Below are 15,860 nucleotides of genomic sequence, written 5' to 3' on the forward strand. Positions count from 1 at the left end.
ATTCTTCACTTCTTTATAGTTCTTGAAGGGCTAGTGTTGACTCTTTTTCTAAATATCGTAAAATAAAAATGACCTGTTCTGTTTATTTTTGGAACAGCTACTTTTTTAATTCAAAAATAAAGCGCTTACTTTCAAGAGAAAGTCAAAGGAGAAAAAGATGAAGAATCCATTTTTTGAAAAACATTGTCGCTATAGTATTCGAAAATTGTCAGTGGGTGCCTGCTCATTGATGATAGGTTCAGTTCTATTTGCAGGCCCAGCTTTGGCAGAAGAGTCTGTCGTTCCAGAAAATGGAACAACTACAGCAGTAGCTTCAGAGCAACCGTCAACCACTACTCCAGCAGAAGCAACTACACCAGCACCAGAAGTATTGAAAGAGCTAGAAGCAAGAGAAGACAAGGTAAGTGAGCAACCAGTTTCAGAAGAAAAGCCAACCTTGGATCAATTGACTGCAGGTGATAAGGAAGCCACTAGTCCAGCTGCTGAAACTCCTAAGGCTGAAGAAGCGCCTGCTACTACAGAAAATAAGCCAGAAGAAAAAGCAACAGTCTCTGACGTTCCTAAAAAAGAAGAAAAAAGTCTTCGACCAAAAGAAATTAAGTTTGACACTTGGGAAGATTTGTTGAAATGGGAACCAGGTGCCCGTGAAGATGACGCTATTAACCGCGCCTCAGTAGACTTAGCCAAACGATATCGTGGACATGTTGTTAATGAAAAAGCTAATAAGGATGCTAAGGTTGAAGCCCTTGCCAATACTAACTCTAAGGCTAAAGATCATGCTTCTGTAGGTGGTGAAGAGTTTAAGGCCTATGCTTTTGACTACTGGCAATACTTGAATTCCATGGTCTTCTGGGAAGGGCTTGTTCCAACTCCAGACGTGATTGATGCTGGTCACCGTAATGGTGTCCCAGTATTGGGGACTCTATTCTTCAACTGGTCTAACAGTATTGCAGACCAAGAAAAATTCGCTGCAGCCCTTCAACAAGACGAAGACGGAACATTCCCTATCGCTCGCAAGTTGGTTGATTTGGCTAAATACTACGGCTTTGATGGTTACTTTATCAACCAAGAAACAACAGGTGATATCGTAACGCCCCTTGGTAAGAAAATGCGTGACTTCATGCTTTATACCAAGGAGTATGCTGCCAAAGTCAACCATCCTGTCAAGTATTCTTGGTACGATGCTATGACCTATGAATATGGTCGTTATCACGAAGACGGACTAGGCGAGTACAACTATCCATTCATGCAAAAAGAAGGAGACAAAGTTCCTGCAGATCACTTCTTTGCCAACTTTAACTGGACTAAAGAGAAAAATGACTATTCTGTAGCTATGGCAAAATGGCTAGAACGCAGTCAGTATGATGTTTTTGCAGGTTTGGAATTGCAACAAGGTGGTTCTTACAAGACAAAAGTGAAATGGGATGCCCTTTTTGATGAGAATGGCAAACTTCGCTTATCACTTGGACTTTTTGCCCCAGATACTATCACGAGTCTTGGGAAAACAGGTGAAGACTATCATAAGAATGAAAATATCTTCTTCACAGGTTACCAAGGAGATCCAACTGGTCAAAAACCAGATGACAAGGACTGGTACGGGATTGCCAACCTCGTAGCTGACCGTACACCAGCAGTAGGCCGTAGCTTTACAACATCCTTTAACACAGGACATGGGAAAAAATGGTTTGTGGACGGTAAAGTTTCCAAGGATTCTGAATGGAACTATCGTTCTGTATCAGGTATCTTGCCTACATGGCGTTGGTGGCAAACATCTTCAGCTGCTAAACTCCAAGCTGACTATGACTTTGAAGATGCCTACAATGGCGGAAATTCACTCAAATTTGCGGGTGATTTATCCGAAAATACCAACCAAGATGTTCGCCTCTACTCTACAAAACTCGAAGTAACAGATAAAACAAAACTTCGGGTTGCCCATAAGGGTGGTAAGGGAAGCAAGGTTTATGTAGAGTTTGCGACTCAGAAAAACTATACTTATGGTGGCGAGAATGCTCGTAAAGAACTGACTCTATCTGACGATTGGACAAAAGATGAATTTGACTTGAGTGCCTTGGCAGGTAAGACCATTTACGGTATCAAACTTACTTTCGAAAATACTGCTGCCCTTAAAGATTACCAATTCAATTTGGGTGAGTTGACCGTGTCAGATAATCAAGAGGCTCCTCAGGCTCCAACTGCTCTTAAAGTAGCCAAACAATCTCTCAAAAATGCCCAAGAAGCAGAAGCCATTGTTCAATTTACAGGTAACAAAGATGCTGACTTCTATGAAGTTTATGAGAAGGATGGCGATGCTTGGCGTCTATTGACAGGATCATCAGCAACTACTATTTACCTACCAAAAGTCAGTCGTTCAGCTAGTGCGACTGGAAGCAGTCAAGAGTTGAAGGTTGTCGCAGTTGGGAAGAATGGCCTTCGTTCTGAAGCAGCAACCACAAACTTTGACTGGGGAATGACTGTCCAAGATACCAGTCTTCCAAGACCTCTAGCAGAAAACATCGTTCCAGGAGCTACTGTTATCGGAAGTACCTTCCCAAATACAGAAGGTGGAGAAGGTATCGAAGGTATGTTGAATGGTACGATCACCAGCCTATCTGACAAATGGTCTTCTGCTCAGTTGAGTGGTAGCGTTGATATCCGTTTGACACAACCACGCCGTGTCGTTAGATGGGTCATGGACCATGCCGGTGCTGGTGGAGAATCTGTCAATGACGGCTTGATGAATACTAAGGACTTCGACCTCTACTACAAGGATGAAGCTGGAGAATGGAAACTGGCTAAAGCTGTTCGTGGAAATAAAGCCCATGTTTCAGATATTACCCTTGATAGCCCAATCACTGCGCAAGACTGGCGCTTGAACGTCATCACGTCTGACAATGGAACGCCATGGAAAGCCATCCGTATCTACAACTGGAAGATGTATGAAGCTCTTGATACGGAGAGTCAAAACATTCCAATGGCGAAAGTGGCGGCGCGTGTTCTAACGGACAATAAGATTCAGCTTGGCTTCTCAGAAGTTCCTGCTGGAGCAACCATCACAGTCTATGACAAGGCAGATTCACAAACTCCAATCGCTACCTTAAATACAGCAGTTGGAGGAGATTTGGCGACAGATCCATTAAGCTTTGAAAAACGTCCAAGTCTTCTTTACTACCGAACACAATTACCAGGTAAAGAAATCAGTAATACCCTTGCTGTAACGATTCCTCAGGATGAAAGAAAGATTAAGTCTGTCAGTCTAGAAGCGACACCTAAAAAGACAACTTACCAAGATGGCGAGGAATTGAATCTCAAAGGTGGTCTTCTCCGTGTCAAATACGAAGGTGAAGAAGCAGATGAAGTCATTAACCTCAGTCATGCAGGTGTTTTAGTCAACGGCTACGATGCTCATCACCATGGTGAACAAGAGTTGACAGTGAGCTATCTTGGTCTTCCAGTTGCAGGAAGCTTCAAGGTTCAAGTGACTGGTGAAGAAGCTGGTCCAAAAGAAGTCGCAGCCTTGTATATTAGCAAACAACCGAAAATTGATTACTTTGTAGGCGATACTCTTGACTTATCAGAGGGACGCTTCAAGGTCTTGTATGATGATGAAACGGAGACAGAACATAGCTTTACAGACCAAGGAGTCGAAATTACAGGCTATGATTCTCAAAAAGCAGGCCGTCAAAAACTCCAATTGCACTATCAAGGACAAACTGTCGAATTTGATGTTCTAGTATCACCTAAGGCAGCCATTAACGACGAATATCTGAAACAAGAAATCACATCTGCCCAAGGACGCAAAGAAACAATAGCTTATACATTTGCGGATGCTGAAAAACAAGCAGCTCTCGTTGAGAAGATTGAAGCAGCAAAAGCTGTCCTAGAAAACCACGACGCTAGTCAAGAAGCAGTCAACCAAGCCTTGAATGACTTGAAACAAGCAGGTTCTGACTTGAATGGTGTACAGCTTTATCAAACAGCTAAGGAAGAGCTTGAAACTCTTCTAGGAAAAGTTCGTGAGAAAAATGCAGACGATCCAATCATCGCTCAAGCAGAAACTCTTATTGGCTCAACAAATCCAAGTCCAGAAGCATTTGCCAACCTCAAGGAAGAACTCAACAAAAAACTCCTTGTTAAAGAAAGCCATCATGTGGGTAGCTTAGAAGAAGGTGAAACTGCTCCAACAGTTGAAGCTCTACCTGAGCTAGTGGTTGAAACAGAAACTCAAGCCTTCGAGAGTCAAGAACGTCCGTCAGGAGACCTCTTGTTGGGTGAACGTCGAGTCGTTCAGGCTGGTGCAGAAGGACAAATCCGTCATTTGATCGAAGTAGATGCCAAAGGCAACCGTACTCTTCTTAAGACAGAAGTCGTCAAAGAAGCAGTGGCAGAGATTACTGAAGTTGGTACCAAGGTAGAAAGCCGTGTTCAACCGCTAGACGGTCCAAAAGCCTTAGAAGTTAAGAAACCAAGCTTGGTTGTGGAAGAAGAAGTTCTTGCCTATGGACATGAAGAACGAGTAAATCCTAGCCTCCAAGTAGGAGAACGTCGCTTGGTTCAAGTAGGAGTCGCAGGTCTTCGTAGAAACCTTGTAGAGATTGATTCTGAAGGACATCGCAGTCTTAAGGGGACAGAAGTTCTCAAGGAAGCCGTAAATGAAATTGTTGAAGTCGGTACAAAAGTAGTTAAAGTACCAGGTGACAGACCAGTTACACCTGCTCCAGTGACTCAAGATACTAAGCAGGAAACTTCAAAAACAGAACCTAAGACTGAAACATCCGTTGCGCCAGTTCAAGTAAGCCAAGCAGCGAAGCAAGAACCAGCAAAAGCAGAAGCACAAGCACAAGCTGAAAAGACTGAAGGAAAACAACTTCCAAATACAAGTGCAGAAGTAGATGCAAACCTCCTAGCCCTTGGCTTGGTCGGAGTTTTAGGTGGCTTTGGCTTGCTAGCTCAAAAGAAAAAAGAAGATTAAGATAGAGAGTGTACCTAACACTGACTTCATATAATAAAAAGATTTGACTTTTAAGGGTCAAATCTTTTTGTATAGGGGAGGAGAATAAAAATGGTAGAGTATTCTGACGTAGTTATAAGCACTGTCCTTAATTAATCGAGAAAAATTGTTGTGGATAAAAGTTTAAGGTTTTGCTATCTCTTTTATTGATTTTGTGATATAATTAACACGTAAAAAAAATTAAGGAGTCTTTCCAAATGGCAAAATTGACTGTTAAAGACGTTGAGTTGAAAGGGAAAAAAGTTCTCGTTCGTGTTGACTTCAACGTTCCTGTAAAAGATGGCGTGATTACTAATGACAACCGTATCACTGCAGCTCTTCCAACTATCAAGTACATCCTTGAACAAGGTGGACGTGCGATTCTTTTCTCTCACCTTGGACGTGTAAAAGAAGAAGCAGACAAAGCTGGTAAATCACTTGCTCCTGTAGCTGCTGACTTGGCTGCTAAATTGGGTCAAGAAGTTACATTCCTTCCAGGTGTAACTCGTGGTGCTGAATTGGAAGCAGCTATCAACGCTCTTGAAGATGGACAAGTTCTTTTGGTTGAAAACACTCGTTTTGAAGATGTTGACGGTAAGAAAGAATCTAAAAACGATCCTGAACTTGGTAAATACTGGGCATCACTTGGAGATGGTATCTTCGTAAACGATGCATTCGGTACTGCTCACCGTGCACACGCATCTAACGTTGGTATCTCAGCAAACGTTGAAAAAGCAGTTGCTGGATTCCTTCTTGAAAACGAAATTGCTTACATCCAAGAAGCTGTTGAAGCTCCAGAACGTCCATTCGTGGCTATCCTTGGTGGTTCAAAAGTTTCAGATAAGATCGGTGTTATCGAAAACTTGCTTGAAAAAGCTGATAAAGTTCTTATCGGTGGTGGTATGACATACACCTTCTACAAAGCACAAGGTCTCGAAATCGGTAACTCACTTGTAGAAGAAGACAAATTGGATGTTGCAAAAGCTCTTCTTGAAAAAGCAAACGGCAAATTGATTTTGCCAGTTGACTCAAAAGAAGCAAATGCATTTGCTGACTACACTGAAGTGAAAGATACTGAAGGTGAAGCAGTAGACCCAGGATTCCTTGGTTTGGATATTGGTCCTAAATCTATCGCTAAATTCGATGAAGCTTTGACTGGTGCGAAAACAGTTGTATGGAACGGACCTATGGGTGTATTTGAAAACCCTGACTTCCAAGCTGGTACAATCGGAGTAATGGACGCTATCGTGAAACAACCAGGCGTTAAATCAATCATCGGTGGTGGTGACTCAGCTGCCGCAGCGATCAACCTTGGACGTGCAGACAAGTTCTCATGGATCTCTACTGGTGGTGGAGCATCAATGGAACTTCTTGAAGGTAAAGTTCTTCCAGGACTTGCAGCTTTGACTGAAAAATAAGAATATAGAAAAAGGAGGACTCAGGTTCTCCTTTTTTTGCGCTCTTTTGTAGTCTTAATGATGTCAAGGAACCGAGGGATAATTGGACAGAATCCAAAAAAAACAGTAAAATAGAGGAATACCAATCTAAATGAAATTTGAGTGATGAACGTGGAAAAAAGAGAGAATCCTACAAAAACAGCTATTTGCGGTATTATCAATGTCACCCCAGATTCTTTTTCTGACGGGGGTCAATTTTTTGCTATTGAAGAAGCCTTAAAACAGGCTCGAAAATTGATAGCTGAAGGTGCCACTATCTTAGATATCGGTGGAGAATCTACTCGACCTGGAAGTAGCTATGTAGAGATTGAAGAGGAAATCCAGCGTGTGGTTCCAGTCATTCAGGCTATTCGTCAAGAAAGTGATGTTCTGATTTCGGTCGATACTTGGAAAAGCCAAGTGGCAGAAGCAGCTTTAAATGCTGGTGCCAATATAGTCAATGACATTACGGGTCTCATGGGTGATGAGAAGATGGCAGAGGTGGTTGCTAAGGCTGGAGCTCAGGTAGTCATCATGTTTAATCCAGTCATGGCACGCCCTCAGCACCCTAGTTCACTTATCTTCCCTCATTTTGGATTTGGAGAGACTTTTACAAAGAAAGACTTAGCAGACTTTGAACAACTATCAGTAGAAGAATTGATGACAGCTTTCTTTGATCGTGCTCTAGTAAGAGCGAAAAAAGCAGGGATTTCGAAAGAAAACATTATGCTGGATCCAGGAATTGGCTTTGGTTTGACCAAAAAGGAAAATCTCATCCTCCTACGTGACCTTGATAAGCTTCACGAAATGGGCTATCCTATCTTTTTAGGAGTCTCTCGAAAGCGCTTTGTCATTAATATCCTTGAAGAAAATGGATTTGAAGTCAATCCAGATACTGAAGCTGGTTTCCGAAATCGTGATACGGCTTCGGCTCATGTGACTAGTATCGCTGCTAGACAAGGTGTGGAAGTGGTGCGCGTGCACGATGTAGCCAGCCACAAGATGGCAGTTGAAATTGCGTCTGCTATCCGTCTGGCAGACCATGCGGAAAATTTAGATTTGAAACAATATAAGTAAGATGAATAAAAACGAAACGAATCAGTGGATTGCCCACTACCGGACAGACCAACCGCACTTTGGTTTGGAAAGAATGGTAGAGCTTTTAGCTTTACGAGGCAATCCCCATCTTAAGCTTAAGGTTATCCACATCGGAGGAACCAATGGCAAGGGCTCTACTATAGCCTTTTTGAAAAATATGCTGGAAAAGATGGGGCTAAGAGTTGGAGTCTTTAGCTCACCCTATCTGATTCATTATACCGACCAGATTGCTATTAATGGGGAATCTATCCCAGAAGCAAGATTAGAGTCCTTGATGGCGGATTATCGTTTACTACTTGAAGGGGAGTATTCTCAAGCCTTACAAGGAACGACAGAATTCGAGATTATCACTGCCATAGCCTATGACTATTTTGCATTTGAACAAGTCGATGTGGCGATTATGGAAGTTGGTATGGGCGGACTTTTGGATAGCACTAATGTCTGTCAACCCATCCTAACAGGTATCACGACCATTGGGCTGGATCACGTAGCTTTACTTGGTGATACTTTGGAAGCCATAGCAGAGCAGAAAGCAGGGATTATCAAACAAGGAATTCCTCTAGTGACTGGTCACATTGTCCCAGAAGCCTTGGCTGTGATAGACCAAATTGCAGAGGGAAAACAGGCTACTAGAATTGTTTATGGAAGAGATTATCAGGTAAGCCATCATGAGAGTATTGTGACTGGAGAGGTCTTTGACTATACAAGTGCTGTTAGACAAGGTCGTTTCCAAACAGGATTGCTTGGTTTGCACCAGATTGAGAACGCTGGGATGGCGCTGGCCTTGTTAGATAGCTATTGCCAAGCGACTGGTCGAGAATTGCCAGATAATGCTTTAGTGGCTCAAGCTTTAGAAGAAACAAGCTGGCCTGGACGCTTGGAAGTTGTTTCTAGAGAACCCTTGATGATTTTGGATGGAGCACACAATCCTCATGCCATCAAGGCCTTGTTGGCTACCTTGAAAGAACACTTTACGGACTATCAGAAGGAAATCCTCTTTACTTGTATCAAAACCAAGGCCTTGGAGGATATGTTGGACTTGCTAGAAACCTTGCCCGATAATAAGATTACGCTAACTCATTTTGAGGATAGTCGGGCGACGGATGAAAAAGTCTTGAAAGAGCTGGCTGATTCTAGGAATCTCAACTTCCAAGATTGGCAAGAATTTCTAGACCAAAAATTATCAGAAAATGAAGAGAAAAAAACAGTTAGGATTATCACGGGCTCATTATACTTTTTAGCCCAAGTGAGAGCCTACCTAATGGAGAGGAAAAATTAGAATGGATACACAAAAGATTGAAGAAGCTGTAAAAATGATTATCGAGGCAGTTGGTGAGGATGCAAATCGCGAGGGCTTGCAGGAAACACCAGCCCGTGTCGCTCGTATGTACCAAGAGATTTTTTCAGGTCTTGGGCAAACTGCAGAAGAGCACCTGTCAAAATCCTTTGAGATTATCGATGACAATATGGTAGTGGAAAAGGATATCTTTTTCCATACCATGTGTGAACACCACTTCTTGCCCTTTTATGGGAAGGCTCATATTGCCTACATTCCAGATGGGCGTGTAGCAGGCTTATCAAAGTTAGCTCGTACGGTGGAAGTTTACTCTAAAAAGCCACAGATTCAAGAGCGTTTGAATATCGAAGTTGCTGATGCCTTGATGGAGTATTTGGGTGCTAAGGGAGCTTTTGTTGTCATTGAAGCAGAGCATATGTGTATGAGTATGCGTGGTGTTCGAAAACCAGGAACTGCGACCTTGACTACAGTGGCTCGTGGTCTATTTGAGACAGATAAGGATCTTCGGGATCAGGCTTATCGTTTGATGGGACTATAAAAAATCCGCGTCAAGCGGATTTTTCTAGAAAGGACTAGTTATGGATCAACTGCGAATTAAAGACCTAGAAATTTTCGCCTTTCATGGACTCTTTCCTAGTGAGAAGGAACTGGGGCAGAAGTTTGTCGTTTCAGCCACCCTATCCTATGATATGACCAAGGCTGCGACAGACTTGGATTTAACTGCTTCTGTCCATTACGGAGAACTTTGCCAGCAATGGACGACATGGTTTCAGGAAACGAGTGAGGATTTGATTGAAACAGTAGCCTACAAACTAGTAGAGCGTACTTTTGAGACCTACCCTCTCGTTCAAGAGATTGAGCTGGAACTAAAAAAACCTTGGGCACCTATCCATCTACCACTGGATACTTGTTCAGTAACCATCCACCGTCGCAAACAGCGTGCCTTTATCGCTTTAGGAGGCAATATGGGGGATAAGACGGCTAATCTCCAGCAAGCGATTGACAAAATGCGAGCTCGTGGCATCCATGTTCTCAAGGAGTCTAGCGTAATTACGACTGAGCCTTGGGGTGGTGTAGAGCAGGATAGCTTTGCCAATCAAGTCATTGAAGTGGAAACCTGGTTGCCAGCTCCAGTCTTGTTAGAAACCTTGTTGGCTATTGAGGCAGAAATGGGACGGGTCAGAGAGGTTCATTGGGGACCTCGCTTGATTGACCTGGATTTGCTTTTTGTAGAGGACCAAGTCATCTATACAGACGACCTCATTTTGCCTCATCCTTATATTGCTGAGCGCCTCTTTGTTTTAGAGTCTTTACAGGAAATAGCTCCGCATTTTATTCATCCAACGCTGAAACAACCGATTCGGCACTTGTATCGTCAATTGGAGAAAGAAAATGCCTAAGTTTTCCGAAACTTATAGTAAATGGAGAAGTCTAGGGGAGGGAGTGCTAGCCATTGTCCTAGGTCTTCTCTTGATTTGTTTTGGGCAGATTGTACCGAGACTTGGTTATCAACTCTTGATGGGGTACTTTTCCTTGTCTGCTATTTGGCATTTATTGACACGATGGTTCCAGGAAAAGTCCCGTAGAGAAAATATTTTTGTAACCATAGCTAAGCTCTTTCTTGCAGTCATCCTATTTGATTCAGTCATCCTGCAAGGGATAGCCCTCTATCTCCTTGTGATGATTATCGGAGGTTATCAACTGTTTACAGGTCTGATCAGTCTGATTACCTGGTTGATTTACCGAAATAATCATATCCATCCGAGGCTCAATTACTTATTTGATGCTTCGTGGATGATGGGTTTTGGTCTCTATAGTATCTCTCCTTTTCATGATGCGACAAATTTTGAGTTGCTCCTGTTAGGTTTTTACTTAATCATGTTGGGAGCGAGTAGTGTCAGGGATGGTTTCTATTTCGAAAAAGGGAGAAGTAATCCCAAGCTGAAGCGCAGAATGAGAATGACACTGCCTATTTTTGTAACAGCTTTAATTCCTATTAGTACCTTACGTCGATTGAACAAATGGTTTTCTAATCATGGTTCTGAAGACGGAAAAGTACATTCAGAGAGAAAAAATGACCAGACAGTTGATTTGGAAATTTTTATCCATGCTTCAGAATCCTCTTTCTTTTTAGCCATGGGGCATGTGGATATCTGCTATCAAGGTCAGGTTATTTCCTATGGTTCTTATGATCCTCACTCGGAGCGTTTATTTGGGATGATTGGGGATGGGGTTCTATTTAAGGCTAATCGAGAAAAGTATATCGAACTCTGTAAGAGAGAAAGTCAGAAAACTCTATTTGCCTATGGCTTAAGCTTGTCTGAGCAACAGAAAAAAGCTATAGAAGAACAACTGAGAGAAATTGAAGGACTCTTAATTCCTTGGGAACCAAGTTCTCAACTCATGAAAAGAAGAGAAGGGGAAATCAAGCATACCTACTCTTATCAGCTGAAACACGAGGCTGATGCCACTCTTTATAAGTTCAGTTCGTCCAAGTTTAAGACCTATTTTGTTCTCAGCACAAATTGTGTCTTATTGGCTGACTCTATCGTGGGTAAAGCTGGAACAGACATTCTCAGCCCCCAAGGATTTATTGTCCCAGGAACTTATCAGGATTATCTTGACTTAGAATACACCAAACCAAGTGGTATAGTAGTCAGTCGTTCCATTTATTAGCAAAAAGAAAACTCTAGTTTCCTAAGTAGATAGAGGAGACTAGAGTTTTTAAAATAGGTCATTTTCTTCTGGTAGGAGAATGGTTTCCTTCCCATCCATATCCATGACCAGAACTTTAGGTGGATAGAGTGGGTCAAAGGGATGATTGAAGTCGAAATCAATCGTAGTTGGTAGATGTTGACTAGAAAAACGAAAAGTGATGGAGCCTTCATGATTCAAAAGTCGAAATTCCAATTCATCTTCTAGCTCAAAAACATGCTTTAAAAAATGATCGATTATATACCAGATTGAGTCGATAACATCGTCGGGTAAATTGGTCACTACACCGAAACTGGCACATCGTCTATGAGAATCTGTAAAAGCCATCCCTATCTCCTAATTGATTTTTTTATTATCATACTGCAAACTGCTAGAAAAATCAAGAAAAGTCAACTACCTTTAAAAAGATGAGAATGATTTTGAAATTTTTTCAACGAATCTTCATCAAATGCTTGAAAATGCTTACAATTAGTGGTAAAATGAGAACAGTGGAATCATGAAAACAAAATTTTCAAAGTAGAAAGGAAACGGAATGAACACAGATGATACAGTAACAATTTATGACGTTGCCCGAGAAGCGGGAGTATCAATGGCGACTGTCAGTCGTGTTGTCAATGGCAATAAGAATGTCAAGGAAAACACCCGTAAGAAAGTTCTAGAGGTCATCGACCGTCTTGATTATCGTCCAAATGCGGTGGCACGTGGCCTAGCAAGCAAGAAAACGACAACAGTTGGAGTCGTCATTCCAGATATCACAAATACTTATTTCTCTACCCTTGCTAAAGGGATTGATGATATCGCGGAAATGTACAAATACAATATCGTCCTTGCCAATAGCGACGAGGATGATGAAAAGGAAGTATCTGTGGTCAATACTCTCTTTTCTAAACAGGTGGATGGCGTTATCTTCATGGGGTATCATTTAACTGAGAAGATTCGCTCAGAGTTTTCACGCTCACGCACACCTGTGGTTCTTGCAGGAACAGTGGATGTGGAGCACCAACTTCCAAGTGTTAATATTGACTATAAACATGCTACTGTTGATGCAGTCCGCCATCTTTTGAAGCGAAACAAAAAAATTGCCTTCGTTAGTGGACCATTAGTGGATGATATTAATGGTAAGATTCGCTTGGCTGGTTACAAAGATGCTTTGAAAGAAGCGGGAATCAACTACAGTGAAGGTCTTGTTTTCGAATCAAAATACCGTTATGATGATGGTTATGCCTTGGCAGAACGTTTGATTTCTTCTAAAGCAACCGCAGCGATCGTAACAGGAGATGAACTGGCAGCAGGTGTGTTGAACGGACTTGCTGACAAGGGAGTTTCTGTACCAGATGACTTTGAAATTATCACCAGTGATGATTCGCAAATCGCGCGTTATACTCGTCCAAACCTAACCACCATTGCGCAACCTTTGTATGACCTTGGTGCTATTAGTATGCGTATGTTGACGAAGATTATGCATAAGGAAGAGTTAGAAGAGCGTGAAGTTCTTTTGCCACATGGTTTGGTAGAACGTCATTCAACTCGTAAAGATTAACAAGAAGAGGTCGGGATAAAAATCCCGACCTCGCTTTTTAGTAGAAAAAACTTTTTGGTCAATAGTTCAAGCATCAAGTTGATGGTAGAAGGCTTGCGGGGTGATTAGAAAACAAGACTTGATCTAGTAATTTCTATCTCACCGACTTTTTTATACTCAATGAAAATCAAAGAGCAAACTAGGAAACTAGCCGCAGGTTGCTCAAAGCACTGCTTTGAGGTTGTAGATGAAACTGACGAAGTCAGTAACCATACCTACGGCAAGGCGACGTTGACGAGGTTTTCGAAGAGTATTATCCTTCCATATAGGCTCGTAATTCATCCCCTCTAAGGCCAGCATTGATAGCGATGAGGAGTTTGAGACGAGCTTTTTGAGCATTGAGCTCTTTGACAAAGAAGACACCAGCATTTTGTAGACAAACGCCACCACCTTCATAGGCATAAACAGGTTCGGCAATCCCGTTAAAACAACGAGAGACCAAGGCGATTGGGAGTCCTTCTTGGATAAGGGCGTTCAATTTTTGTGCTGTTTCCTTGGGAACATTTCCAGCACCAAAAGCCTGAATAATAAGTCCATCCAGTTGATCAACGGGAAGTAAATCAAGGAGTTCTTCTGTCATACCGGCATAGACAGGGATAATAGGGACCAAGCCTTGAATCTTATCTAGGTCAAAACGAACCCGGGGTTCAGCTGTTTTAAAGTAGAGAATCTCGTGTTTCATGATGAGCCCAAGAGGGCCGTGGGTCGGCGTTTGAAAGGTACTAACATTTGTCGTGTGCGTCTTAGTCACATACTTAGCAGCGTGAATTTCGTCATTCATCACGACCAAGACACCCTTGTCAGCAGCCTTATCGTCACTCGCTACGCGAAGGGCACTGAGATAATTGTAGACGCCGTCGCTTCCAAGTTCGTTGGAACTACGCATGGCCCCTGTTAGCACGATCGGTTTGCGAGGAACCTCCATAGTGTCAAGGAAATAGGCAGTTTCTTCCAAGGTATCTGTCCCATGTGTAATCACGAAACCGTCATAATGATCAGCCTCCTCTTTAATTTTTTGATAGAGGGCCAGCATATGCTTTGGTTTAATATGGGGACTTGGCAGATTAAAAAAGTCGAGAGCGTGGACTTCAACTCCCTCAAGTGGATTGGATACATGATTCATAGGGTTGTCTTGACTAGTCACAACAGCGCCAGAGTCATCGGCTTGCATGGAAATAGTACCACCCGTATGTAAAACAAGGATTTTCTTAGGCATGATTTACTCACTCTTTCTGAAATGTGGTATAATCATTGTATCACAAAAGGGGAGATTGAGGTAGGATGGAAGTCAAAGCTGTTTTTTTTGATATCGATGGAACACTGGTCAACGATCGCAAGAGTGTTTTGAAATCCACTAAGGATGCGATTAAGATTGTGAAGGAACAGGGAGTGCTTGTTGGAGTAGCGACAGGGCGAGGACCTTTTTTTGTTAAGGATTTAATGGAAGATTTAGATCTGGATTTTGCTGTAACCTATAACGGCCAATATATCTTTAATAAAGACAGAGTCTTGTTTACAAGTCCTCTTTCCAAATCTCATTTACGGCAGTTGATAGCCTATGCTAAAAAAGAGGGCAAGGAAATTGCTTTGGGGACTAAGGATGCCATGCTGGGTTCAAAAATCATGTCTTTTGGTCTAGGTTCTTTTTCTCAAAGAGTGAGTCGTTTTGTCCCTTCTATGTTGACTCGTACAGTTAGTCATTCCTTTAATCGAATGGTGAGTAAGGTCGTTCCTCAAAAGGAAGAAGATCTGCTCCAGTTGATGAATCAGCCCATTTATCAAGTTTTGATGCTAATGACGCCAGAAGAATCTGAGAAAGCAGCAGCTGACTTTCACGACTTGAAATTGACTCGTAGTAATCCTTTTGCGGTCGATGTCATCAACCAAGGAAATTCCAAGCTAGAAGGCATTCGCCGAGTCGGAAAAGAGTATGGTTTTGATCTCAATCAAGTCATGGCCTTTGGTGACTCGGACAACGACCTAGAGATGCTGGCGGGTGTTGGGATGTCAGTCGCTATGGGCAATGGTAGTAGCAGTGTCAAGGAAGTTGCTAAGCATATCACAACCAGCAACCAACAAGATGGGATTCACAAAGCTTTAGAGCATTTTGGTGTTCTGGCTTCAGAAAAAGTCTTTGTCAGCCGTGATTACCATTTTAATAAGGTCAAGACCTTCCACCACATGATGGATGAACGAACTCAAGAGGAGCCCCAAGCTTGGGACTTAGAAGGTGCCACCCATAGAGCGGGATTTAAGATAGAAGAATTGGTGGAATTTGTCCGAGCTGCTAGCTCTTCTGAAGAAGATTTCGAACAGGCAGTAGGACAGTTACACCAAGCGCTGGATAAAGCAGCAGAGAAAGTTGCTAAGAAAACGCCTGCTAAACAAGATTTGGTGGGGCAAGTAGATGCCTTGATTGACACCCTATACTTTACCTATGGTAGTTTTGTTTTGATGGGGGTGGATCCAGAACGGATTTTTGACATTGTCCATCAAGCAAATATGGGTAAAATGTTCCCTGATGGAAAAGCTCATTTTGATCCAGTGACCCACAAAATCTTAAAACCAGATGATTGGGAAGAAAAATACGCTCCAGAACCAGCCATTAAAAAGGAGATTGAGCGCCAGATAAAGGCCTATGAGCGCCATAAGGAAAGAGAAGATAAAAAATAGGCGATAGCAGAGGAAGCCTGGAATGATGTTTTGATACTCAATGAAAATCAAAGAGCAAACTAGGAAGCTAGCCGC

The 15,860-nt window shown here is 42.3% G+C and carries 11 protein-coding genes; 9 read left to right on the forward strand and 2 right to left on the reverse strand.

Annotated features, from left to right (window positions below; genetic code table 11):
• The first annotated feature begins 157 nt into the window (after positions 1–157).
• From ADH31_RS09030 to ADH31_RS09060, 7 genes are all read left to right on the forward strand, one after another.
• Entirely contained in the window at positions 158–4,969 is a 4,812-nt protein-coding gene (locus tag ADH31_RS09030) for an endo-beta-N-acetylglucosaminidase (RefSeq protein ID WP_049510287.1), read from the forward strand.
• Positions 4,970–5,205: 236 nt separating this feature from the next.
• A complete protein-coding gene (locus ADH31_RS09035) occupies positions 5,206–6,405 on the forward strand; it encodes a phosphoglycerate kinase (RefSeq protein ID WP_049510288.1) in 1,200 nt (399 codons plus the stop codon).
• A gap of 144 nt (positions 6,406–6,549) precedes the next feature.
• Positions 6,550–7,500 carry a dihydropteroate synthase gene (gene folP / locus ADH31_RS09040; RefSeq protein ID WP_049510290.1) on the forward strand — a complete coding sequence of 317 codons (951 nt, stop codon included), beginning with the start codon at positions 6,550–6,552 and terminating at the stop codon, positions 7,498–7,500.
• A 1-nt stretch (position 7,501) separates the two neighbouring features.
• Positions 7,502–8,800: a bifunctional folylpolyglutamate synthase/dihydrofolate synthase gene (locus ADH31_RS09045; protein ID WP_049510292.1), complete on the forward strand. Its 1,299-nt coding sequence runs from the start codon at positions 7,502–7,504 to the stop codon at positions 8,798–8,800.
• A gap of 1 nt (position 8,801) precedes the next feature.
• Positions 8,802–9,356 carry a GTP cyclohydrolase I FolE gene (folE, locus tag ADH31_RS09050; RefSeq protein WP_049510294.1) on the forward strand — a complete coding sequence of 185 codons (555 nt, stop codon included), beginning with the start codon at positions 8,802–8,804 and terminating at the stop codon, positions 9,354–9,356.
• A 40-nt stretch (positions 9,357–9,396) separates the two neighbouring features.
• A complete protein-coding gene (gene folK / locus ADH31_RS09055; RefSeq protein WP_049510296.1) occupies positions 9,397–10,218 on the forward strand; it encodes a 2-amino-4-hydroxy-6-hydroxymethyldihydropteridine diphosphokinase in 822 nt (273 codons plus the stop codon).
• Positions 10,211–11,494, forward strand: coding sequence for a membrane protein (locus ADH31_RS09060; RefSeq protein WP_049510298.1), 1,284 nt, complete (start codon positions 10,211–10,213; stop codon positions 11,492–11,494). The genes folK and ADH31_RS09060 overlap by 8 nt, the downstream gene beginning before the upstream one ends.
• Before the next feature lie 48 nt (positions 11,495–11,542).
• Here ADH31_RS09060 and ADH31_RS09065 read toward each other — a convergent pair whose 3' ends face one another.
• Positions 11,543–11,860: a DUF960 domain-containing protein gene (locus ADH31_RS09065; RefSeq protein ID WP_000885928.1), complete on the reverse strand. Its 318-nt coding sequence runs from the start codon at positions 11,858–11,860 to the stop codon at positions 11,543–11,545.
• Between the two features lie 205 nt (positions 11,861–12,065).
• Between ADH31_RS09065 and ccpA the strand changes: the two genes are divergently transcribed.
• Positions 12,066–13,073, forward strand: a complete 1,008-nt coding sequence (ccpA, locus tag ADH31_RS09070; protein WP_049510300.1) for a catabolite control protein A — start codon at positions 12,066–12,068, stop codon at positions 13,071–13,073.
• A gap of 292 nt (positions 13,074–13,365) precedes the next feature.
• Here the strand turns inward: ccpA and ADH31_RS09080 are convergent, their stop codons facing one another.
• Positions 13,366–14,328, reverse strand: a complete 963-nt coding sequence (locus ADH31_RS09080) for an asparaginase (protein ID WP_049510302.1) — start codon at positions 14,326–14,328, stop codon at positions 13,366–13,368.
• 65 nt (positions 14,329–14,393) lie between these two features.
• Here ADH31_RS09080 and ADH31_RS09085 point away from each other — a divergent pair, with 65 nt between their 5' ends.
• The gene (locus ADH31_RS09085; RefSeq protein WP_049510304.1) at positions 14,394–15,785 is read left to right on the forward strand and encodes a Cof-type HAD-IIB family hydrolase; all 1,392 of its coding nucleotides are present in this window, start codon (positions 14,394–14,396) and stop codon (positions 15,783–15,785) included.
• The last annotated feature ends 75 nt before the right edge of the window (positions 15,786–15,860 follow it).

Source organism: Streptococcus pseudopneumoniae, from assembly GCF_001072375.1.
Taxonomy (GTDB): Bacteria; Bacillota; Bacilli; order Lactobacillales; family Streptococcaceae; genus Streptococcus; species Streptococcus pseudopneumoniae_L.

What these genes read in the sequence shown, in the direction of transcription:
- ADH31_RS09065 (WP_000885928.1), bottom strand. Translation starts at nt 11,860, where the DNA reads ATGGCTTTTACAGATTCTCATAGACGATGTGCCAGTTTCGGTGTAGTG.
- ADH31_RS09085 (WP_049510304.1), top strand. Translation starts at nt 14,394, where the DNA reads ATGGAAGTCAAAGCTGTTTTTTTTGATATCGATGGAACACTGGTCAAC.
- folK (WP_049510296.1), top strand. Translation starts at nt 9,397, where the DNA reads ATGGATCAACTGCGAATTAAAGACCTAGAAATTTTCGCCTTTCATGGA.
- ADH31_RS09045 (WP_049510292.1), top strand. Translation starts at nt 7,502, where the DNA reads ATGAATAAAAACGAAACGAATCAGTGGATTGCCCACTACCGGACAGAC.
- ADH31_RS09080 (WP_049510302.1), bottom strand. Translation starts at nt 14,328, where the DNA reads ATGCCTAAGAAAATCCTTGTTTTACATACGGGTGGTACTATTTCCATG.
- ADH31_RS09035 (WP_049510288.1), top strand. Translation starts at nt 5,206, where the DNA reads ATGGCAAAATTGACTGTTAAAGACGTTGAGTTGAAAGGGAAAAAAGTT.
- folE (WP_049510294.1), top strand. Translation starts at nt 8,802, where the DNA reads ATGGATACACAAAAGATTGAAGAAGCTGTAAAAATGATTATCGAGGCA.
- ADH31_RS09060 (WP_049510298.1), top strand. Translation starts at nt 10,211, where the DNA reads ATGCCTAAGTTTTCCGAAACTTATAGTAAATGGAGAAGTCTAGGGGAG.
- ccpA (WP_049510300.1), top strand. Translation starts at nt 12,066, where the DNA reads ATGAACACAGATGATACAGTAACAATTTATGACGTTGCCCGAGAAGCG.
- ADH31_RS09030 (WP_049510287.1), top strand. Translation starts at nt 158, where the DNA reads ATGAAGAATCCATTTTTTGAAAAACATTGTCGCTATAGTATTCGAAAA.
- folP (WP_049510290.1), top strand. Translation starts at nt 6,550, where the DNA reads ATGAACGTGGAAAAAAGAGAGAATCCTACAAAAACAGCTATTTGCGGT.